Below are 20,603 nucleotides of genomic sequence, written 5' to 3'. Positions count from 1 at the left end.
AACGCTATGCACGCTTTTAAACTTAAACACCCGGTGCCCGACCTGCAGCCGATCGGCAGCGTCAGCCTGCTCGGCGCGACGCCGACCGCCGGCGACCCGCAGGTGGCCGGGGCGATGATCTACGGCGAGCCGCAGGATGCCTTTACCTGCGGACTGTTTTCGTCCACTGAGGGGAGCTTTACCATGACCTATCCGTTTACCGAACACGCCACCGTGCTGGAAGGCGAAGTGGAGCTGACCGTCGCTGGCGGCGAGCCGCAGCGCTTTGCGCCGGGCGACAGCTGGTTTGTTAAACAGGGTACCGAAGTGGAGTGGAAAATCCTGACGCCGCGCTTTGTGAAGCACTACCTGGCGAACGTCGAGACGCGCTAATGCGCCGATCATGCCCGGCGGCGCTGCGCTTGCCCGGCCTGGGGGACGAATGCCGTCGCCAGGCCGGGTCAGGCGCCAGCCGCCACCCGGCAGAAACAGGCGCAATGTGGCAAGACGGATGGCCCCGGTTTTCGGGGTCATGTTGTTTATCCACCCTCACATTCATCGACGGCGTCACAGAATCATGCGCCGCCCTCCACCTTCCGGACGATATTCGTTGAGCAGGATGCCCGCCTAAATTATGACTATCCGGGAGTGGCGCTGGCTATTCCCTGCCCTCCCCCACTATTGTGCAGAGGTTGACTATGTTTAGTAACAGACTTGCCAGCCATCTTGAGCGCGGGGTCGTCGGCTTCCCGACCACCCTCGCCAGCTCCGTCGGGCTGATTATGGCCAGCCCGGTGATCCTGACGGTGACCAGCGGCTTCGGCATGGGCGGTGATACCTTCGCGCTGGCGGTGCTGCTGGCCTTTATTATGATGCAGGCGCAGGTCACCACCTTTGCCGAGGCGGCGACGCTCATTCCCACCACCGGTTCGGTGTACGACTATATCTCCTGCGGCATGGGACGCTTCTTCGCCATCACCGGCGCGCTGTGCGCCTATCTGATCGTGCATATTTTCGCCGGGACGGCGGAGACGATCCTGGCCGGTATTATGGCGCTGGTGAACTTCGAATCGATCAACGCCCAGATGGCCGCTCACCAGAACACCTGGATGGTGGGCGTCGGCATGGTGGTGGTTTTCGGCCTGCTGAACGCCATCGGCGTGGAAATCTTCGGCAAGGTCGAAGTGGTGCTGACCTTCGGCATGTGGACCACGCTGACCATTTTCGGCCTGTGCGGCATTTTTATGGCGCCGGTCACCCATCTTTCCGGCTGGTTCGGCACGCCGCTGAACGTCAGCGATATCCATGGCCTGTTCGGCTATATCGGCATGGCGATGTTTATGTTCGTCGGTTGCGAACTGGTGACGCCGATGGCGCCGGAGATCAAACAGGCTCACCGTACCATTCCGCGGGCGATGGCGCTGGGCCTGCTGGGGGTCGCCAGCTGCATGTTTATCTACGGGGCGGCGATCAACCGCCAGGTGGAGAACACCGTGCTCGACGCGGCCAATAACGTCCATCTGCTGGATACGCCGATGGCGATCCCGGCATTCGCCGAGCGGGTGATGGGCCACGCCGGCCAGTACTGGCTGGGGGTCGGGCTGCTGCTGGCGGGCTGCGCCACCATCAATACGCTGATGGCCGCGGTACCGCGCATTATTTACGGTATGGCGCTGGACGGCGCGCTGCCCCGCTTCCTGACCTGGCTGCATCCGCGCTTTAAAACGCCGGTGATCGCCATCGCCATCGGGGTGGCGATCCCCTGCCTGCACGCCTGGTATCTGAACGGCGATCTGGACCGCATCGTGCCGCTGATCCTCGCCGCGGTCTGCGCCTGGGGCGTCGCCTATCTGCTGGTTACTCTGTCGGTGGTGATGCTGCGCATTCGCCGCCCGGACCTACCGCGCGCCTACCGCTCGCCGTGGTTCCCGCTGCCGCAGATTATCTCCAGCGTCGGAATTATCATCGCTATCGTCAATATCACCCCGCCGGGGATGGACAGCCGCCAGGTGCTGGTGCCGTTCGGCATTATGCTCGGCCTGACCGCCGCCTACGCCCTGTTCTGGACGGTGTGCGTACAGCGCGTCAATCCGTTCAAGCCGCTGGTGGTGGAAGAGGTGGTCGACCGTGCCATCAGCAACTACGAAAAACAGACCCGCGGGGAGATGACGCCAGATGTCCTCCGTCCCCTGGTTTGAGACGCCGTTAATGAACGCGGTACAGCGCGATCTGGCCGGCTGGCCCTGCGAAAAGCTGAGCGAGCGCAGCGCGCTGCTGCGATTGAACGACGCCACCGCCGTCACCTTCAGCGTGCGTCAGAAGCGGCTGTTTATGGCCAGCATTCACAGCTGCGAATTTGTCGTCGCAGGGCCGGTCACCCGGCCCGTGCGCGGTCACATTCGCGCCCATCAATCCGGCTGGTGGAAACGCCAGCCGATCCGCTTTATCGGCGGCAAAGGCAGCGAGGAACTCGCCGGCTATCTCAACGGGTTTCCTAATCTCCAGCAGACCCTAAGCGAACTGGACTACCGCCGCTTTTCGTTGACCTTTGACGGTAACGGCTGGCGCTGCAGTATTGAACCCTGGGCCGCCAGCGAAGTGGTCTGTAAAATGCCGCCGCTGCGCCGCTATCTGCGGCTGGAAGCGCAGCAGCGGATGCTGCTGCTCAGCGTGCTGGCGATGATCGATCAGGCAGTCAGTCAGTGGATGCGCGATGAAATCGTAGATGAGAAAGCATTTTCTTCCCCGCCATCACAGCGGGGAAGCTGAGCCGGTTTACTGCAGGCCAAACCGTTGCGCCAGCCGATCGATGGCCTGCCTCTGGAACTGCGCAAACTCCGCCCGCGGCTGCTGCTGCTGAATAAAGTCCAGCAGCGGATCCTGGACCGCGGTGCGAATGCCGCTCAGGGCTTCCATCACCGCCAGGCCGCAGAACGGCACGTAGGATTCGGCGTAGCCGCCCTCGTGCACCATCACCAGTTTCCCGCCGCACAGACGATCCGCCGCCTGCTGCACCAGCCCGGTCATCGCCCGGAAGCTGTCGCTGTGCAGCTGCATCCGCGCCAGCGGGTCCATGGCGTTGGCATCATAGCCGCAGGCGATGATAATCAGCTCCGGCTCAAAGCGCGCCAGCGCCGGAATAACGATGGTTTCCAGCGCATAGCGCCAGCTGTCGTCCCCCGCCCCGGCCAGCAGCGGAATATTGATGTTGTAACCTTCGCCCGCGCCAGCGCCGCGATCGTCCTCACCGGCATAACCGGGTGGGAAGCAACCGTCCTGATGCAAGGAGATGGTCAGCACGTCGTCGCGCTGCAGGTAGATATGCTGGGTGCCGTTGCCGTGATGAACGTCCCAGTCAATGATCGCCACCTTGCCGAGCCCCAGCAGCGCTTTCGCCCGCTCGACGGCAATCGGAATATTGGCGAGGAAACAGAAGCCCATCGACTGGTCCGGCAGGCAGTGGTGTCCAGGCGGCCGCGACAGCGAATAGGCATTATCCAACTCGCCCTTCAGCACCGCTTCCACCGCCGCGCAGGCCAGTCCGGCGGAGAGACAGGCGATTTCATAACTGCCCGGCCCCAACGGCGCCTCTTTGCCCAGCATGCCGCCGCCGTTATCGCTTATCGCCTTGAAGCGCTCAAGATAGCTGTCGGGATGGATCCGCCGCAGGTCCGCAAGGCTTGCCGGCGCCGCGCTGCGCAGCGCCAGCTGCGGCGTCAGCCCGGAGACGTCCATCAGGTTTTTCATCCGCCGTTTGGTCTCCGGCGATTCGGCATGACCGCCGCCGGCGGGCGGTTGCACCCACCCGCCCACCGGCAGCGTCACCGCGTGCAGACCAGTACTGTGCCAGAAACAACGTTCATCAAAGAAGAAACCGGTTTTTCTTTTCACTCTATCCTCCCGTTGGCTAAGCCTTTGCCGGCGGCCGACGCCGCCGCAATCAAAATCAGTGACAGCAGCGCGCAGCCCCCTGCCGCCAGCAGCAGTGGATCGGCGCTGGCAAAATGCTGCAGTAAAGCCCCGGCTAATGCCGGACCGGCCGCCATGCCGCCGCCGATCACCAGATTAATGCTGTTCATCAGCCGGCCGTTGTTATCGAGCCCGGCGACGCGGGCGAGAATAAAGGGCAGCACGAAGGTCCAGGTGAACTTAAACAGCAGCGCCGCGATGGCGTAGCGCGCCAGCAGCGGCTGGCCGATCAGCAGCCCGACGCTGAGGATCAGCAGGCCGTAGCCCAGCCACACCGGCAAACGATCGGCCCGCCGGGTGCCGCGCAGGGCCGCGCCCCCCGCGCCGATAATGCCGCACACCGTCGCCGCCGCCAGCACCAGGCCGACCTGCGTCGGGCTCAGGCCCGCCGCCGCGCCGAGGGTGCCGATAAAGGTCCACACCGCGCTAAGGCTGATATAGAAGGTCAGCACCGCGAGGACCGCCAGCGCCTGACGCCACAGCGCCGTCGGCGGCTGCTGGCGCGAGACGGACAACGGTTGAAAGCGCGGCGGGAAAGCCGACACCAGCGGCAGGCAGCAGAGCATAATGGCGGCGAGGATCAGATAGACCACCTTGAGGCCAAAGCTGGCAAACAGCCCGGGCAGCACCAGCAGACCAAGCATCCCCAGCAGCAGTTGCCCAAGCACCCAGAAGGCATAGACTCGCGACGGGTTCGAGGTTCCCGCCGCGCAGCTGATGCACAGAATCATCAGCGTGCCGCCCGCCAGCGAGGCGAGAAAGCGCACCGCCAGCAGCGTCTCATACTGGGTCACCGCCGCCGAGGCGAGATTGGCTGTCAGAAACACGACCCCGGCCGTCAGGGCGACCCGCCGCCAGTCGAGGCGACTCATCCACCACCACGCCGGCAGCGTCGCCAGGCTCATCGCCCCCAGTTCCGCCGAGAACAACCAGCCGATCTGGCCGGGTTTTAGCTGCCATTCGCTGGCCAGCTGCGCCGCCACCGCCGGCGCGGTCATCAGAATACCCGGCGCAATAGCGGCGAAAATCACAATCGCCGCCAGCAAACGCAGGGACACGACCAGCCCGGCGGGCCGGGAAAGCGCATGATCAGAGAGAGGGGTACTTGACATCGTAGGGCGTGCTCCGGTCAAAAAAGCCTCCCCCCGGAGGGGTCTCCAGGGAGTGATACCCACAGGCATCAGGAAAACGCCGTGCTGCCACGGCGCGCGGGGGATGCGATAGTCAGATCACAGATGCAGCGTACGCTGAGCGGCCGGCATCCAGGTTCGGGAAACGAGTTCAGTACGATTGACCACTTCGGTCTTGGCGAAAATATTGCGCAGGTGCGTTTTCACCGTCGAGAGCGAGATATCCAGCCGGCGGGCAATCAGCTTATTGCTGGCCCCTTCGCGCACCATGCCGACGATTTCCCGCTCTTTGGCCGTCAGGATGGCGGGCAGGTCATCTTCGTCCTGCAGGCAGTCGCGGATCGCCAGCTCCACCAGCGGCAGCACCGCCTGGGCCCGATGACGCTCTTCGCTGGAGAAAGGCACGTCGCGCATCAGCGAGATACCGGCGACGATCCGCCGCTCGCGGCGAATAAAGATCTCGGTCATGTCGCGCACATTATTCGGCAACATAAATTCATGATAATAATGCCGGTTGCGGTCGCAGAGCCGCGGCGTCATCGCCGCCATGGTGGTGTTCTGGTGGCTAAAGCGCGACGGCAGCAACGGATCCAGCGGCTGGAAGTTTTCCAGATATTGTTGGTGCGTATTATCAGAAATATTATGCAATATATAGTTTTCGGGTTTTAACCGATTATTTACTCGATAAAATACCGCCGAAGACAGTGGAATTAACTGGGAAATAGTCTGTAAACAACGGGCTATTATCGCATCATTACGGCTGGCTTTTAACAAAGCAGACATGATAGGGCCTCCCCGTCGAGGTGCTGGTACATGACACATGAATGACTACCGATTATTGAAGCATACATTTCACATTTAAGTAACACAATCATTAACATATTAACAGTGTGATAGCCGTTACAAAATTTTCAGCAATCCATTGTTATATAAAGCATTTAAAAAACACACCCGCCATGCTTTACGATAGCGGCGTTAAAACATAAACAAAAAAGATTAACACCCGGCGGACAGGCCCCTGGTGATAAAAAAAACCTATCCCGGACGCGTCTCTCTCATCCTTAAGAACGATGGATTTCTGTTTTTTTTCACTTATACCTCTAACAGGATGCAATTAATTTTCGCCGCGGCTTAATCATGTGATTACGCCTGACCCGCTGTTGCCAAAATAATATCAACAGCGCCGGTCATTAACCGAGGATAAGCCGATGCTGAATATCGCCGCCCTGCGCCAGCAGCAAATTCCGCTGGCCGCTGAGCCGCGCTCGCCGGTGCCGTTTCATATTCTGATGAAGCCGATTGGCCCCGCCTGCAATCTCGCCTGCCGCTACTGCTATTACCCACAGGATGAAACGCCGGTCAACAAGATGGACGAGGCGCGGCTGGAGCAGTTTATCCGCCGCTATATCGCCGCCCAGCCCGCCGGCGCGCGGGAAATCAACTTTGTCTGGCAGGGCGGCGAGCCGCTGCTGGCCGGCCTGAGCTTCTACAAAAAAGCGCTCGCCCTGCAGGCGCGTTATGCCCCCGACGGCGTCACCATCAGCAACAGCCTGCAGACCAACGGCACGCTGATCAACCACGCCTGGTGCCGGCTGTTTCGCGAGCATCGCTTTATTATCGGCTTGAGCCTCGAAGGCAGCGAAGCGCTACAGGACCAGCATCGTCCGGATAAACGCGGCCGGGCCACCTGGCCGGCGGCGCTGCGCGGCATCGACCTTCTCCACCAGCATCAGGTGGAGTTTAACCTGCTGGTGGTGGTGCATAACGAGATGGCGGCGCACGCGGCGGCGATATATGACCGGGTGGTCAGCCTCGGCGCGCGCTATCTGCAGTTTCAGCCGCTGATGAGCGAAGGCGCAGCGCTGCGCGAGGGCTATCAGCTGAGCGCCGATAACTGGGGGCGTTTTATGGTCGGCATCTGGCGGCAGTGGCAGAAGCGCTGCGACAAGGGGCGGGTGTTTGTCATCAATATCGAGCAGGCGTGGGCGCAGTACTTCACCCACACCAGCGGCAGCTGCGTGCACAGCGCCCGCTGCGGCAGCAATCTGGTGATGGAGCCCGACGGAGAGCTCTACGCCTGCGATCATCTGATCAACGCCGAACATCGGCTGGGCCGCCTCGATGAGCAGACGCTCGCCGCCGCGGTCGACGCCTCGGTGCAACTGCCTTTCGGTCAGCAGAAAAGCCTGCGCCGCGAATGCCAGACCTGCGCGGTCAAAATGGTCTGCCAGGGCGGCTGTCCTGCGCATCTCAACGCCGCGGGCAACAACCGCCTCTGCGGCGGCTACTACCGCTTCTTTAGCGAAATTCTTGCGCCCGTGCGCCCCTTTTCCCGCGACCTTCAAGGACTGCAAGCCTGGCGGGCCGCGTTTGTCGGGGCCGCGCATCCGGCGTAGCCCGTTGCTCTGAAGCTATCCCTTTGAAACAGGAGAATCCGTTGTGAATAAAACAGCCATGGCCGCGGCGGTCAGTGTCATCCTCGCCGGCGGCGCGCACGCCGCGCAGCAGGAGCGTCCGAACGTCATCGTCATTATCGCCGATGATATGGGCTACTCGGACATTAGCCCCTTCGGCGGCGAGATCCCCACCCCCAACCTGCAGGCGATGGCCGAGCAGGGGATGCGCATGAGCCAGTATTACACCTCGCCGATGTCGGCCCCGGCGCGCTCCATGCTGCTCACCGGCAACAGCAACCAGCAGGCCGGGATGGGCGGCATGTGGTGGTATGACAGCACTATTGGCAAGGAGGGCTACGAGCTGCGGCTGACCGACCGCGTCACCACCATGGCCGAGCGCTTTAAAGACGCGGGGTATAACACTCTGATGGCCGGCAAGTGGCACCTCGGTTTTGTTCCCGGCGCCACGCCGAAGGACCGCGGCTTTAACCACGCTTTCGCCTTTATGGGCGGCGGCACCAGCCATTTTAACGACGCTATTCCGCTGGGTACCGTTGAAGCGTTTCACACCTACTACACCCGCGACGGCGAGCGCGTCTCTCTGCCGGACGATTTCTACTCCAGCGAGGCCTACGCCCGGCAGATGAACAGCTGGATTAAAGACACGCCGCAGGAACAACCGGTCTTCGCCTGGCTGGCCTTTACCGCCCCGCACGACCCGCTGCAGGCGCCTGACGAATGGATCAAGCGCTTCAAAGGCCAGTATGAGCAGGGCTACGCCGAGGTCTATCGCCAGCGTATCGCCCGCCTGAAAGCGCTGGGGATTATCCATGACAACACCCCGCTCCCGCACCTTGAGCTGGATAAAGAGTGGGACGCGCTGACCCCGGAGCAGCAGAAATATACCGCGAAAGTGATGCAGGTCTACGCGGCGATGATCGCCAATATGGACGCGCAGATCGGCACCCTGATGGAAACGCTGAAGCAAACCGGTCGCGATAAAAACACCCTGCTGGTGTTCTTAACCGACAACGGCGCCAACCCGGCGCAGGGCTTCTACTACGAATCCACCCCGGAATTCTGGAAGCAGTTTGACAACAGCTATGACAACGTTGGCCGCAAAGGCTCGTTTGTCTCCTACGGCCCGCACTGGGCCAACGTCAGCAACGCCCCTTACGCCAACTATCACAAAACCACCAGCGCTCAGGGCGGGATTAACACCGACTTTATGATCGCCGGCCCCGGGATTACCCGCCACGGTAAAATCGACGCCTCGACGATGGCGGTGTATGACGTGGCGCCGACCCTATATGAATTCGCCGGTATCGATCCGAACAAATCGCTGGCGAAGAAGCCGGTGCTGCCGATGATTGGCGTCAGCTTTAAGCGCTATCTCACCGGCGAAGTGCAGCAGCCACCGCGCGGGAACTACGGCGTCGAGCTGCACCATCAGGCGGCGTGGGTCGATGGCGAATGGAAGCTGCGGCGGCTGGTGCCTCGGGGCTTCACCGCCGGCGACGCGCCTTGGCAGCTGTTTAATCTGCACGACGATCCGCTGGAAACTCATGACGTCGCGGCCCAACACCCCGATCGGGTCAAAGCGATGAGCGAAGCCTACGAGGCGTTCGCCAGACGCACCTTGGTCACCCGGGCGCAAGGCAAAATGATCGATTACGTCGGCATCGACAGCAAGACCGGACGCTATCTGGCGGTCGACCCCGCCACCATGAAGCCGGTTCCGGCGCCGCAGGCGATCCCGGTGAGCGAGCTCCATTAACCGACCCGGCTATCGTTCTTCCGGGCGATAGCCGGGAGCTGGCGCGCTTTTTAAGGTAACCGGAAACCCCATTACAGGAGAGAGCGAATGGCGAGAGTCGTGGTGATCACCGGCGGCGGAACCGGAATTGGCGCCGCCTGCACGCGGCTGATGCGCGCCGCGGGCGACCGGGTGTTTATTACCGGACGGCGCGAGGCGCCATTGCGGGCGGTCGCCGATGAGACCGGCGCCACGGCGCTGATGAGCGATGCCGCCGACGGCGAGGCGTGGCGCCAGCGGCTGCTGCCGGCCATTCTCGACCAGGCCGGCGGTATTGATGTCCTCATCTGCAGCGCCGGCGGGATGGGCAACAGCCCCGCCGCCGATACCAGCGACCGCCAGTGGCGCGAGGCGCTGGACGGCAATCTCACCAGCGCCTTCGCCAGCGTTCGCGCCTGCCTGCCCTCGCTGATTGCCCGCCGCGGCAACGTGCTGTTTGTCGCCTCCATCGCCTCGCTGGCCGCCGGTCCGCAGGCCTGCGGCTACGTCACCGCCAAACACGCCTTAATCGGCCTGATGCGCTCCGTCGCCCGCGATTACGGCCCGCAGGGGATGCGCGCCAACGCCGTCTGCCCCGGCTGGGTCACCACGCCGATGGCGGATGAAGAGATGCTCCCGCTGATGCAGGCGGAAGGGTTGTCGCTAACTGAGGCGTATCAGCGGGTCTGTCGCGACGTTCCGCTGCGCCGACCCGCCAGCCCCGAGGAGATAGCCGAGGTCTGTCAGTTTCTCTGTTCGCCGCAGGCCGCCATCATCAGCGGCGCTACGCTGGTCGCCGACGGCGGCGCCAGTATCGTCGATGTTCCCACTCTGGCGTTTGCCTAACGCCCTACTCTGTTCAGGAGCCCCTATGACTTCAGAAGCCGTATTTATCCAGGTCGGCGCGCTGGCCGATGGTTTTGCGCCACACGGTAATGTACTCGCCACCGCCAGCCTGCCCGCAGGCGAGCGCTTTACCTTTTATGTCGCCGGGAGCGAGCCGCAGCAGCTGATCATCGAAGATGAGCAGACGCTAAGCTGGAACGGCACGCGCGCCCCCTGGCGGGCGACCGCCCTGCGCCCGGATATTCTGTTTATCGACTTCCTTGACCCGGAGCGGGATAACGCCAGCATCAGCGCGGTATGTAACCTGACGCAGCGCAACGCTACCCTGGTCTATGGCCAGCTGCCGGACGAAGCCGCCGCGCGGCTGGACGCCTTCAGCCGGGTGGAGCGAGGCCTGCCGCTGACCGCGGTAGAAGCGCGCTTTGTCTTCGCCCGCCTGGATGCGCAGCCGGGGCCGCTGCCGGGCTTTACTCCTGCGCTGGTCGGCATGCGCAATCAGTACACCTACAGCCCGACCGAGCGCTATGAGCACATCTATCTCAACGATAATTTTTACGCCTGGCAGTGTCTGGACGGCGTGGAAAAGGGGCTGGCGGATGTCGACCGCTGCCACTATGTACTGGTGGCGGAGGATCTCTATCTGTTTGTCTGGCGCGAGAAAATCATTCCGACGCTGGGGGTGATCCTGATCGATCTTCAGCAAATGCGCACCGACGGCAAGATCATGGGCTATCAGGGCAGCGACTTCGGCGCCCTCAGCAATTTCCCGGTCGGCGCCAGCGCGAAGATCCTCAACATCACCCGCCATCAGGAATAAAGGGGCGCCGCCGGGCACGCTTTCAGGCGCCATGCCCGCCATATTGCCGGGTGGCGGCTGGCGCCTTACCCGGCCTACGGGGTCCTCTCACAGGCTGACACATCGTAGGCCCAGCAAGCACAGCGCCGCCGGGCGATGATAGCGGGCACGGAGCCGCTTTTATGCCGGGTGGCGGCTGCGCCTTACCCGGCCTACGTTCTTACGACCTGTCGTTAATTTATTCACCATTGTTGCTGAAACTGCCGGTGCTGGCGGCCTCAAAATCGCTGAGACGTTCCCGGAAGGCCGGGGCAGCCCGCATGGATGCGGGCTGAGGGCCGTGTTTTGCATGGACGCTGCCTCGGCCCGACCCGAAGCCTGCAGGGATAAGTCGAAGGTACCGCGTAGCGGCGATTTTGCTGGCCGGAGCCCGGGGGTACAGGGGGCGGCGGCGACTGGCCGCCCCCTGTGCGCTCCCAGCGCCATAAGAGACATAGCGCAGAAAATTAACCGGGAGCGCAATCTGCACGGAATTAACATAGAAGTTGTAGCCCTGCCAGGCGCAGTGCGAACAAGATATTTCCGGTTGTGCCGTTATTTTGCCGGGTGGCGGCTACGCCTTACCCGGCCTACAGGCTCCACTCACAGGCTCACACCCCGTAGGCCCGTGCAAGCGCAGCGCCGCCGGGCGATGACAGCAGGCACAGAGCCGTTTTATGTCGGGTGGCGGCTACGCCTTACCCGGCCTACGTTCTTACGACCTGTCGTTAATTTATTCACAATTGTTGCTGAAACTGCCGGTGCTGGCGGCCTCAAAATCGCTGAGACGTTCCCGGAAGGCCGGGGCAGCCCGCATGGATGCGGGCTGAGGGCCGTGTTTTGCATGGACGCTGCCTCGGCCCGACCCGAAGCCTGCAGGGATAAGTCGAAGGTACCGCGTAGCGGCGATTTTGCTGGCCGGAGCCCGGGGGTACAGGGGGCGGCGGCGACTGGCCGCCCCCTGTGCGCTCCCTGCGCCGTAAGAGACATAACGCAGAAAATTAACCGGGAGCGCAACCTGCCCGGAATTGACATAGAAGTTGTAGCCCTGCCAGGCGCAGTATGCACAGGGAAATTGACGCTTGTACCGTTATTCCGCCGGGTGGCGGCTGCGCCTTACCCGGCCTGGAGGGTCCTCTCACTGGCTGACACCTCGTAGGCCCGGTAAGCGCAGCGCCACCGGGCGATGATAGCGGGCACGGAGCCGTTTTATGCCGGGTGGCGGCTGCGCCTTACCCGGCCTGGAGGGTCCTCTCACTGGCTCATACCTCGTAGGCCCGGTAAGCGCAGCGCCACCGGGCGATGACAGCAGGCACAGAGCCGCTTTTATGCCGGGTGCCGGCTGCGCCTTACCCGGCCTGCGGTCCGCGCCATTTATAGCCCTTCCACCCTCTCCCCGCCGGGAAGAGGGCGTGACTCAGGCGCTGGCGCTGTCCAGCCGCGCCACCTGCTCCGCGCTCAGGCTCAGCGCCGCCGCGCGGGCAAAACTTTCCACCTGGGCCACGCTGGTGGCGCTGGCGATCGGCGCGGTCACCCCTTCGCGGCCGATCAGCCACGCCAGGGCCACTTCCGCCGGCTTCGCCCCCAGCTCCTCCGCGACCGCCACCAGGGTATCGATAATCCGCATCCCGCGCGGATTCAGGTATTTACCAATCTTTCCTCCGCGCTGACTCTGCGCCAGATCCGACGGCTGACGGTACTTACCGGTTAAGAACCCCGAGGCCAGGCTGTAGTAGGTCACCACCCCGATATCACGGCTGACGCAGAGATCGCATAGCGCGCCTTCAAAGGCGGAGCGGTGGTAGAGGTTATATTCCGGCTGCAGCACCTGCCAGGCAGGCAAGCCGCCCTTGCGCGCCACCTCCAGCGCCCCCGCCAGCTGCATCGCATCGAGGTTAGAGGCCCCCATCGCGCGAATTTTCCCCGCCTGCTGCAGGCTGTGGAAAGCCTCCAGCGTTTCCGCTACCGGAGTTTGCGGATCCGGCCAGTGGGAAAAGTAGAGGTCGATGTAGTCGGTATTAAGGCGGCGCAGGGAGTCGTCTACCGCCTGCTGGATCCAGGCTTTGCTGAGTCCCTTATGGCCAGGAAGGCCGAGATCGGAGCCGACTTTAGTGAAGATTTTGACCTTATCGCGCATGCCGGGACGCGCCTGCAGCCAGCGGCCGATAATGGTTTCGGATTCGCCGCCCTGGTTGCCCTCCGCCCAGCGGGAATAAACATCCGCCGTGTCGATAGCGTCAAAACCATGGTCAACAAAAGCATCAAGAAGGGCAAAACTGGTTTTTTCATCAATGGTCCAGCCAAAGACGTTACCGCCAAACACTAACGGGGCGATGGAAAATCCGGTTTTGCCCAAGGGACGTGTCATCATGCCGAGTACTCCTTAGCTTATATTCTGCTTCCCTCAGGTAACCACAGGGGTCAGGAGAGGAGGTCGATTGGATAATCAGAAAAGGAATCTTACGGCGGGCGATCCTTGCCCGCGGGTACACTCAGACATTATGTCCCGGAATAAACATCAAAGCTAAAATATTTGCTGGCTAATTTTTTATAGGTGCCGTCGGCAAGGATCTTCGCAATCGCGCCGTTTATTTCCTGACGCAGCGCCTCATCGTCTTTACGCAAGCCGATCGCCGCGCCGGCGCCAAACAGCGTATCATCCTGCAGATGGCCGCCGACAAAGGTGAATGCCTTACCCTGCGGCTGCTGCAGGAAGCTGTAGTCGGCCATCATCCCGGAAAGCACCGCGCCGTCGATGCGCCCGGACTCCAGATCGCGCACCACGCTATCGGCCCCCTGGTAGGCCACAATGTTGATCCCCTGCGGACGCCAGTGCTGATTGACGTAAGTCTCCTGCGCCGAACCCTGCTCGACGCCGATGGTTTTGCCCTTCAGCTGCGCCGGCGTATTGCCTTGCAGGGTATTTTTACGCGCCACGAGAAACACCGGCCCGTTATACAGCTTGTCGCTAAAGGCAATCTGCGCTTTACGCTTCTCGGTCATGTACATCCCGGAAAGGATGGCGTCGAATTTCCGCGCCTTCAGCGCCGGGATAATGCCGTCGAAATTGCTTTCCACCCACACGCATTTCGCCTGCAGCTGCTGGCAAATGGCGTTGCCTAGATCGATATCAAACCCCGCCAGCTTGCCCTGCGGATCCTTCCATTCAAACGGCGCGAAGGTCGGGTCGACGCCGAAGCGGATCGCCTTTCCCCCGTCGGCCAGCGCCGACGTCGACGCCATTAACGCCAGCCATAGCAACAGTGATTTTTTCATTCCAGTTCTTCTCCAGAGGTTAACGGCAGTGCTTTTCCACCAGGCGGGCGAACAGCGTCGCGCCGGTGGTGATAATGTCATCGTTGAAGTCGTAGCCGGGGTTATGCACCATGCAGCCGCCCTTCTCCCCCTGCTCGCCGTTGCCCAGCAGGAAGTAGCAGCCCGGACGTTCGCGCAGCATAAAGGCGAAGTCCTCGCTGGCGTTCATCGGCGAGACCGACTCCAGCACCCCCTCGCGACCAAACACCTCCAGCGCCAGCGCCCGGGCGAAATCAGTCTCTTCGGGGCTGTTGGTTAATACCGGGTAGGAGTCGTAAACCTCTACTGCGCTGCTGGCGCCATAGCTTTTGGCGGTAAATTCGCTGAGCTCGTGAATACGTTTGATCAGCAGGTCGCGGATTTCCGGCTTCATCGCCCGCACGCTGAGCTCCATCACCACGCTCTCCGGAATAACGTTGGAGGCGATACCGGCCTGGAAGGTGCCGACGCTGACCACCGCCGTTTCGCCCGGCGGCACGTTGCGCGCCACGATGCTCTGCAGAGCCATCACCAGCGCCGCGCCGGCGACGATCGGGTCGACGGTGCGCTCCGGATGGGCGCCGTGGCCGCCGTAGCCGGTAAGGGTGATTTTGACGGTGTCCGCCGAGGCCATAAAGTTACCGGCGTAGAAGCCCAGCTTGCCCACCGGCAGCCCCGGCATGTTGTGCAGACCGAAAATGCGTTCGCAGGGGAACTGCTCAAACAGGCCGTCTTTAATCATTAAATCGGCGCCGCCGATAGCCTCTTCCGCCGGCTGAAAAATCAGATGCACCGTGCCGTTGAACTGACAGGCCGGCGAGGCGATATATTTCGCCGCCGCCAGCAGAATGGTGGTATGACCGTCATGACCGCAGGCGTGCATTTTCCCCGACACCGTGCTGGCCCAGGGTAAACCAGTGGTTTCATGAATCGGCAGAGCGTCCATATCGGCGCGCAGGCCGATGGTGCGCGGCGAGTCGCCTTTGCTCAGGCTGCCGACCACCCCGGTCTTGCCGAGGCCGCGCGTCACCTGGTAGCCCCACTCGGTCAGCTTGCCGGCAACCAGTTCGCTGGTATTAAACTCTTCCAGACTTAATTCCGGATTGGCATGTAAATAATGACGCAGAGAAATCATTTCCGCTTCCGTCGCTTTAATTTCTGGAATTACATAATCACTCATGCCGCTCTCCGGGAAATATCGTAAGGACTTAACACGGTATCGTGGTGAAAACTTTATGCAAGCAGGATTTCTAATACCGGCGATGGCGGCATCTTATTTAATAATGCGCTCACAACAGTGTAATAAGCATTAAAAACGGCGAAGTTTAAAAATAAACGTTTATTTTATGGAGAATTAACCATTATTTACCCACCATCCCCGGCCATATTCAGATTTAAATAAAAAGATTTCGATGAAATTACAGACGCTTTTCCTCGTCGCCATGACCGCGCTGGCGGGCTGCAGCGCGCAGGGCGATACCGCCAGCCAGCAGCGGGCCAGCATTCAGAAGATGCGCAACGAAACCCTCAATAAACTTTACACCCTGCAGCCCGAGGCCCGCAGCGATATTCAGCATGCGAAGGGTTATGCGGTATTCGCCAATAACAGCAGCAAGATCCTGCTGTTCGGATTTGGCAGCGGCTACGGCGTGGTGCGGGATACGGCCTCCGGGAAGGACACCTATATGAAAATGGCCCAGGGCGGCGCCGGTCTGGGAATAGGGATCAAGCAGCAGCGCACGGTGCTGGTCTTCCATGATAAAGCGGCCCTGGATCACTTTATCCGCCAGGGATATATGGTCGGCGCCGATGCGAACGCCGCGGCGAAATATGATGACAAAGGCATCGCGCCGATCGCCGCCTCCGCGAACGGCGTAGCGAAGGACACCTCCTCGCTGCCGTCAAAAGTGAACGTCTATGAAATCACCGACAAGGGGCTGGCCGCCCAGGCGATGGTCAATGGCTATAAATACTGGCCGGATGACGAACTGAACCCGTAGCCCCGGCGGTGCTCCATCGCCGGGTCAGGTGTTCCCTGCCCGGCGTTGGGAAACGCGCATTTAGTGGCCGAGGGCGCCGCTCACCAGAATCGAGGTGATGATCCCGGTCGCCGCAGCGATCAGCACATAGTTACCGTCGATATAGGACCAGTGATGGCCCTCCGGCGGGGGCGGCAGGCCGCGGTCGCTCCAGTCACGGACGCGATACTCATCGCCACGGAACGGCGCCGGAGCCGGGTGGCCTTTGCGGAAATCGTTACCGCGCCAGGCGAAATGGTCCTGCTCATGACGTGCCTGATCGCGTTTGTCATGACCGTCACGATCCGGGCCACGCTGGTCATGGTCACCCTGATGATGCGCGTCAGGTCCGCCCTGCGGCGCATGCCCATTATGATCCGGACCGTTCTGCCACACCGTTGGCTGCCCCGGGCGATGGCCGTCGTTCGGGCCATTGGCAAAGGCCGGGACGCTCAGCACAGTGGATAACATTACCGCCAGAGAAATCATCTTTTTCATCGTACACCTCCTGATTGAAGTTCTTTGTAACGGGAAAATGTGAAGAAAGAGTGAGTATCCGCTTAACCAGGACGATTCCTGGCACCTGGGGTTTCTGCTGTCGGGGAAGGCATTATGGGGGAGGACGAGCAATAAAAAAGGCCGCTCTCGCGACCTTTATTCAGACTGCTATCAGGACTTACTCAGTCACTTTATTTTTTAACTCTTCAGCGCCGGATTTGGTTTTATCCCAGCCCTTTTCTGCGCCGGATTTGGTGGCGTTCCAGCCTTTTTCGCTGACCTCTTTGGTCTTATCCCAACCTTTCTCAGTCCCTTCTTTGGTCTTGTTCCAGGTCTTCTGCGCGCCTTCGCTCACCTGGCTGCCGACGCTATCCTGTTTGCCTTCGGCCGCATGTTTCGCCTTCAGCTGCTGCTCTTCACCCTCGTGCTGGGCCTGGTGCAGCTTCTCTTTGGCGGTGTTGGCGTTGGCATTGGCCGCCGCGACGGTATCATCTGTTGCATGTGTTGTCGCAGCAAAAACCGGAGCCGCAACCAGAATAGCCGATAACGCAATCATTGCTTTTTTCATAATATCCTCTCTCACATGTCATGTTATGAGTCGCATTCAGGATGGCACAGCGAACCGGGGATGACATTAGGAATTAGCCTGAAAAACGTTTTCGACCTCCAATCATGGCAGAAAATGCTGCCGCCGCGCGCCCTGTCGGCGTTCACATAATTTCCAACACGTTTGTTACATTTCGTGAAATTTGCCCTTGATATACTTGCCGTTGAGGTTTACTCGAGAATAATTCTCAGAATCATTATATTTATAAATTGGCAAACGGAACTCCTTTTATGGCAAGAAAATCAGTAAGATCGCTGTTGCTTACTGCGCTGATCGCGACGCCCTTCCTCAGCTATGCGACCCAATATCCGCTGACGGTTACCGACCTTGACGGCCGGCAGGTCACCCTGGTCAAAGAGCCGCAGCGTATTATTTTGCAGGATGGTCGCGACATTATGACCCTCGCCCTGCTGGACCGGGACAATCCGTTTAAGCGGCTGGTGGCATGGAATAATCTGGCGAAAAAGCAGGATGTTGCCACCTGGCAGATGCTGAAAACGGCGTGGCCGCAGTCGGCTACGATTCTGGACATGGGCTTCAGCGACAAGGGGAACGTCGATCTTGAAAGCGTCATCGCCCGCCAGCCGGATCTGATGATCGCCCAGCTGCGCGCCAGGCCTGCGCTGATGGAGAGCGGGGTCATTGACAAGCTTAGCGCCCTGCACGTTCCGGTGCTGTTTGTCGACTATGAGATCGACCCGGCGAAAGATACCGCCCCCAGCATCGACCTGCTGGGCAAAGTGCTTAACCGCGAGAGCCAGGCCAAAGCCTTTACCGATTACTATCGCCATCAGCTGCAGACGATTCGTCAGAAAACCGCAGCCATCACGCCGAAGGCCAACGTCTTCGTGGAAGCGCTGGCCGGCAACAGCGACGCCTGCTGCTTTACTCATGGCCACAGCGGCTGGGGCGGGCTGGTGGAGGCGGTCGGGGCGAACAATATCGGTTCGCAGCTGCTGCCGGGCGCCTCCGGGTTCGTCTCGCTGGAGAAAATCATCAGCATGAAGCCCGACGCCTGGATCATGACCGGCTCGAAGCGTGGCAACAGCCAGGTGCTGCCCCTGGGCTATGAAGTCAAGCCGGAGGCGGTGAAGACCCAGGCGCAGACGCTGCTGGCGCGGCCAGGGGTCAGTCAGATCCCGGCGGTCCAGGAAAAACGGGCCTATGGCGTCTATCACCACTTCTATAACCACCCGTGGAATATTGTCGGCATGGAGTATCTGGCGAAAGATATCTATCCGCAGGCCTTCCGCGATCTCAACCCGGATGAGACGTATCATTATATCGTGCGCCATTTCACCGACCTGCCGGACCAGCCGTTCGTCTTTTCCTGGCAGCAGAGCGAGTAATCCGGCATGCGTTTAACTTCCGACTCCGTTCTGGACGGGCTGCCCGCCGGGACGCCTGGCGTGATGGATCATTATCGCCATATCGTGCGTCGCCGCCTGCTGCTGATGCTGCTGCTGGCGCTGTTGATTGTCGCTTCGCTGCTGCTCGATTTTATGCTCGGCCCCTCCGGATTGCCGCTGCAGAGCCTGTGGCAGACGTTAACCGATCCAGCCAGCGCCGATCCGGGCACTCGCGCCATCGTCTGGGACATCCGGCTGCCCTATGCGGTGATGGCGATTATCGTCGGTCTGGCGCTGGGGCTGGCCGGTGCCGAAATGCAGACCATCCTCAATAACCCGCTGGCCAGTCCGTTTACCCTGGGTGTCTCCTCGGCTGCGGCGTTTGGCGCCGCGCTGGCGATTGTACTGGGTATTGGCCTGCCTGGTATTCCCGGCCAGTGGTTTATCTCGGCCAACGCCTTTATCTTCGCCCTGCTGGCGGCCCTGCTGCTGGACGGCATTACCCGCTGGACCCAGGTGGCCACCTCTGGCGTCATTCTGTTCGGCATCGCGCTGGTCTTTACCTTTAACGCCCTGGTCTCGATGCTGCAGTTCATCGCCAATGAAGACACGCTGCAGGGGCTGGTGTTCTGGACCATGGGCAGCATCGACCGCGCCTCCTGGAGCAAGGTCGCCATCCTGCTGGTCGCCCTGGCGCTGGTGATGCCCCTGTCGCTGCGCAGCGCGTGGAAGCTGACCGCCCTGCGGCTGGGCGAGGACCGGGCCATCAGCTTTGGCATTAACGTTCGCCGTCTGCGCCTGGCCACACTGCTGCGGATCAGCATTTTGTCGGCGCTTTCGGTGGCCTTTGTCGGGCCAATCGGCTTTATCGGCCTGGTGGCGCCGCATATTGCGCGGATGCTCTTCGGCGAAGACCATCGCTTTTACCTGCCCGCCAGCGCGCTGATCGGCGCCCTGGTGCTCTCTCTGGCCTCCATCGCCTCGAAGAACCTGATCCCGGGGGCCATTATTCCGGTGGGGATCGTCACTTCCCTGGTAGGGGTCCCGTTCTTTTTAAGCATTATTTTACGTCACCGGGGGCAGGTATGAGCGACCAGACGTTATCCGGCCTGTCGCTGTCTCACTTCAGCGCCGGCTACCCCAGACGCAAGGTGATCGAGAACCTGACGGTTCCCCATCTGCCGCGGGGGAAAATCACCGCGCTGCTGGGGCCAAACGGCAGCGGTAAATCGACGTTAATGCGGGCGATGGCGGGTCTGGGACCCTGCCGCGGCGAGCTGCTGCTGGAGGGGGAAAATCTGCTGACGCAGCCGTTTGCACGTCGTGCGGAACAGGTGGTCTATCTTCCGCAGACGCTGCCCGCCGGCGTGCATCTGCATGTGCTGGAGTCGATTATCGTGGCCCAGCGCGCCGCCGGAGGACGCCACAGTCCGCAGCACCAGGAGGAGGTGATGGCGCTGCTGCGCCAGCTGGGAATTGCCCATCTGGCGATGAGCTACCTCGATCAGCTCTCCGGCGGGCAAAAACAGCTGGTGGGTCTCGCCCAGTCGCTGATTCGCCAGCCGCGCCTGCTACTGCTCGACGAACCGCTCAGCGCGCTTGATCTCAACTATCAATTTCACGTGATGGATCTGGTGCGCCGGGAGACCCGGCGGCGCAACATCGTGACCCTGGTGGTGGTGCACGATATCAATATTGCCCTGCGTCACGCCGACCATGTGCTGATGCTCAAAGCGGGCCAGCTGCTCGGCGACGGCACCCCGGCCGCGGTCATCACCCCCGAGACCCTGGCGGCCGTCTACGGCGTGCGCGGTCGTATTGAGCCCTGTTCGCAGGGGGTGCGGCAGGTAATTATTGACGGGCTGGTGGACAGCGAGGCCTGACCGC

General features: G+C 61.2%; 19 protein-coding genes. 11 read left to right on the top strand and 8 right to left on the bottom strand.

Going from position 1 to position 20,603, the window contains the following annotated elements; genetic code table 11:
- Positions 1-6: 6 nt before the first annotated feature.
- The 3 genes from ACOI7D_RS18355 to ACOI7D_RS18345 all read left to right on the top strand — a co-directional run bounded on the left by ACOI7D_RS18355 (position 7) and on the right by ACOI7D_RS18345 (position 2,748).
- On the top strand, positions 7-372 hold the full coding sequence (locus ACOI7D_RS18355; protein ID WP_002892824.1) for a cupin domain-containing protein: 366 nt from the start codon (positions 7-9) through the stop codon (positions 370-372).
- Between the two features lie 305 nt (positions 373-677).
- Positions 678-2,177 carry an APC family permease gene (locus ACOI7D_RS18350; RefSeq protein WP_032454960.1) on the top strand — a complete coding sequence of 500 codons (1,500 nt, stop codon included), beginning with the start codon at positions 678-680 and terminating at the stop codon, positions 2,175-2,177.
- Positions 2,155-2,748, top strand: coding sequence for a DUF3156 family protein (locus tag ACOI7D_RS18345; protein ID WP_109546580.1), 594 nt, complete (start codon positions 2,155-2,157; stop codon positions 2,746-2,748). Before ACOI7D_RS18350 ends, ACOI7D_RS18345 begins: the two co-directional genes overlap by 23 nt.
- 6 nt (positions 2,749-2,754) lie before the next feature.
- Here ACOI7D_RS18345 and ACOI7D_RS18340 read toward each other — a convergent pair whose 3' ends face one another.
- The 3 genes from ACOI7D_RS18340 to ACOI7D_RS18330 form a co-directional block, all read right to left on the bottom strand.
- Positions 2,755-3,870, bottom strand: a complete 1,116-nt coding sequence (locus ACOI7D_RS18340; protein ID WP_048334288.1) for a class II histone deacetylase — start codon at positions 3,868-3,870, stop codon at positions 2,755-2,757.
- On the bottom strand, positions 3,867-5,060 hold the full coding sequence (locus ACOI7D_RS18335) for an MFS transporter (RefSeq protein ID WP_087824406.1): 1,194 nt from the start codon (positions 5,058-5,060) through the stop codon (positions 3,867-3,869). The genes ACOI7D_RS18340 and ACOI7D_RS18335 overlap by 4 nt, the downstream gene beginning before the upstream one ends.
- Before the next feature lie 117 nt (positions 5,061-5,177).
- On the bottom strand, positions 5,178-5,861 hold the full coding sequence (locus ACOI7D_RS18330; RefSeq protein ID WP_032454931.1) for a helix-turn-helix transcriptional regulator: 684 nt from the start codon (positions 5,859-5,861) through the stop codon (positions 5,178-5,180).
- 425 nt (positions 5,862-6,286) lie between these two features.
- Between ACOI7D_RS18330 and ACOI7D_RS18325 the strand changes: the two genes are divergently transcribed.
- The 4 genes from ACOI7D_RS18325 to ACOI7D_RS18310 all read left to right on the top strand — a co-directional run bounded on the left by ACOI7D_RS18325 (position 6,287) and on the right by ACOI7D_RS18310 (position 10,932).
- Entirely contained in the window at positions 6,287-7,474 is a 1,188-nt protein-coding gene (locus tag ACOI7D_RS18325) for an anaerobic sulfatase maturase (RefSeq protein WP_109546581.1), read from the top strand.
- Between the two features lie 43 nt (positions 7,475-7,517).
- Positions 7,518-9,251, top strand: coding sequence for an arylsulfatase (locus ACOI7D_RS18320; RefSeq protein ID WP_109546582.1), 1,734 nt, complete (start codon positions 7,518-7,520; stop codon positions 9,249-9,251).
- 87 nt (positions 9,252-9,338) lie between these two features.
- The gene (locus ACOI7D_RS18315; protein ID WP_109546583.1) at positions 9,339-10,115 is read left to right on the top strand and encodes an SDR family NAD(P)-dependent oxidoreductase; all 777 of its coding nucleotides are present in this window, start codon (positions 9,339-9,341) and stop codon (positions 10,113-10,115) included.
- Positions 10,116-10,140: 25 nt separating this feature from the next.
- Positions 10,141-10,932, top strand: coding sequence for a MoaF C-terminal domain-containing protein (locus ACOI7D_RS18310; RefSeq protein ID WP_064157802.1), 792 nt, complete (start codon positions 10,141-10,143; stop codon positions 10,930-10,932).
- 1,435 nt (positions 10,933-12,367) lie between these two features.
- Here ACOI7D_RS18310 and ACOI7D_RS18305 read toward each other — a convergent pair.
- From ACOI7D_RS18305 to ACOI7D_RS18295, 3 genes are all read right to left on the bottom strand, one after another.
- The gene (locus tag ACOI7D_RS18305) at positions 12,368-13,321 is read right to left on the bottom strand and encodes an aldo/keto reductase (protein ID WP_023288705.1); all 954 of its coding nucleotides are present in this window, start codon (positions 13,319-13,321) and stop codon (positions 12,368-12,370) included.
- Positions 13,322-13,449: 128 nt separating this feature from the next.
- Positions 13,450-14,226 carry a lysine/arginine/ornithine ABC transporter substrate-binding protein gene (locus ACOI7D_RS18300; protein ID WP_032454773.1) on the bottom strand — a complete coding sequence of 259 codons (777 nt, stop codon included), beginning with the start codon at positions 14,224-14,226 and terminating at the stop codon, positions 13,450-13,452.
- Positions 14,227-14,245: 19 nt separating this feature from the next.
- On the bottom strand, positions 14,246-15,424 hold the full coding sequence (locus ACOI7D_RS18295; RefSeq protein WP_023288703.1) for a M20 aminoacylase family protein: 1,179 nt from the start codon (positions 15,422-15,424) through the stop codon (positions 14,246-14,248).
- 232 nt (positions 15,425-15,656) lie between these two features.
- On the opposite strand from ACOI7D_RS18295, the gene ACOI7D_RS18290 reads away from it, so the two are divergent.
- Positions 15,657-16,244, top strand: a complete 588-nt coding sequence (locus ACOI7D_RS18290) for a YSC84-related protein (RefSeq protein ID WP_032454772.1) — start codon at positions 15,657-15,659, stop codon at positions 16,242-16,244.
- Between the two features lie 60 nt (positions 16,245-16,304).
- Here the strand turns inward: ACOI7D_RS18290 and ACOI7D_RS18285 are convergent, their stop codons facing one another.
- On the bottom strand, positions 16,305-16,760 hold the full coding sequence (locus ACOI7D_RS18285; protein WP_072413872.1) for an RcnB family protein: 456 nt from the start codon (positions 16,758-16,760) through the stop codon (positions 16,305-16,307).
- 178 nt (positions 16,761-16,938) lie between these two features.
- Entirely contained in the window at positions 16,939-17,328 is a 390-nt protein-coding gene (locus ACOI7D_RS18280) for a hypothetical protein (protein ID WP_023288700.1), read from the bottom strand.
- A 269-nt stretch (positions 17,329-17,597) separates the two neighbouring features.
- On the opposite strand from ACOI7D_RS18280, the gene ACOI7D_RS18275 reads away from it, so the two are divergent.
- Genes ACOI7D_RS18275 through ACOI7D_RS18265 form a run of 3 tightly spaced genes read left to right on the top strand, consistent with a single transcriptional unit; the run spans position 17,598 to position 20,599 of the window.
- Positions 17,598-18,716, top strand: a complete 1,119-nt coding sequence (locus tag ACOI7D_RS18275) for an ABC transporter substrate-binding protein (protein ID WP_050533036.1) — start codon at positions 17,598-17,600, stop codon at positions 18,714-18,716.
- Between the two features lie 60 nt (positions 18,717-18,776).
- Positions 18,777-19,805 (top strand): FecCD family ABC transporter permease, encoded by a 1,029-nt coding sequence (locus tag ACOI7D_RS18270; protein ID WP_072096506.1) that lies wholly within the window; start codon positions 18,777-18,779, stop codon positions 19,803-19,805.
- Positions 19,802-20,599 carry an ABC transporter ATP-binding protein gene (locus ACOI7D_RS18265; protein ID WP_023288697.1) on the top strand — a complete coding sequence of 266 codons (798 nt, stop codon included), beginning with the start codon at positions 19,802-19,804 and terminating at the stop codon, positions 20,597-20,599. Before ACOI7D_RS18270 ends, ACOI7D_RS18265 begins: the two co-directional genes overlap by 4 nt.
- Positions 20,600-20,603: the final 4 nt, after the last annotated feature.

Origin of the sequence: Klebsiella sp. C360, assembly GCF_048822415.1 — a bacterium.
Lineage (GTDB): Bacteria > Pseudomonadota > Gammaproteobacteria > Enterobacterales > Enterobacteriaceae > Klebsiella > Klebsiella quasipneumoniae.
Note: the sequence above shows the minus strand (reverse complement) of the source record. Positions and strands in the feature narration are given on the sequence as shown.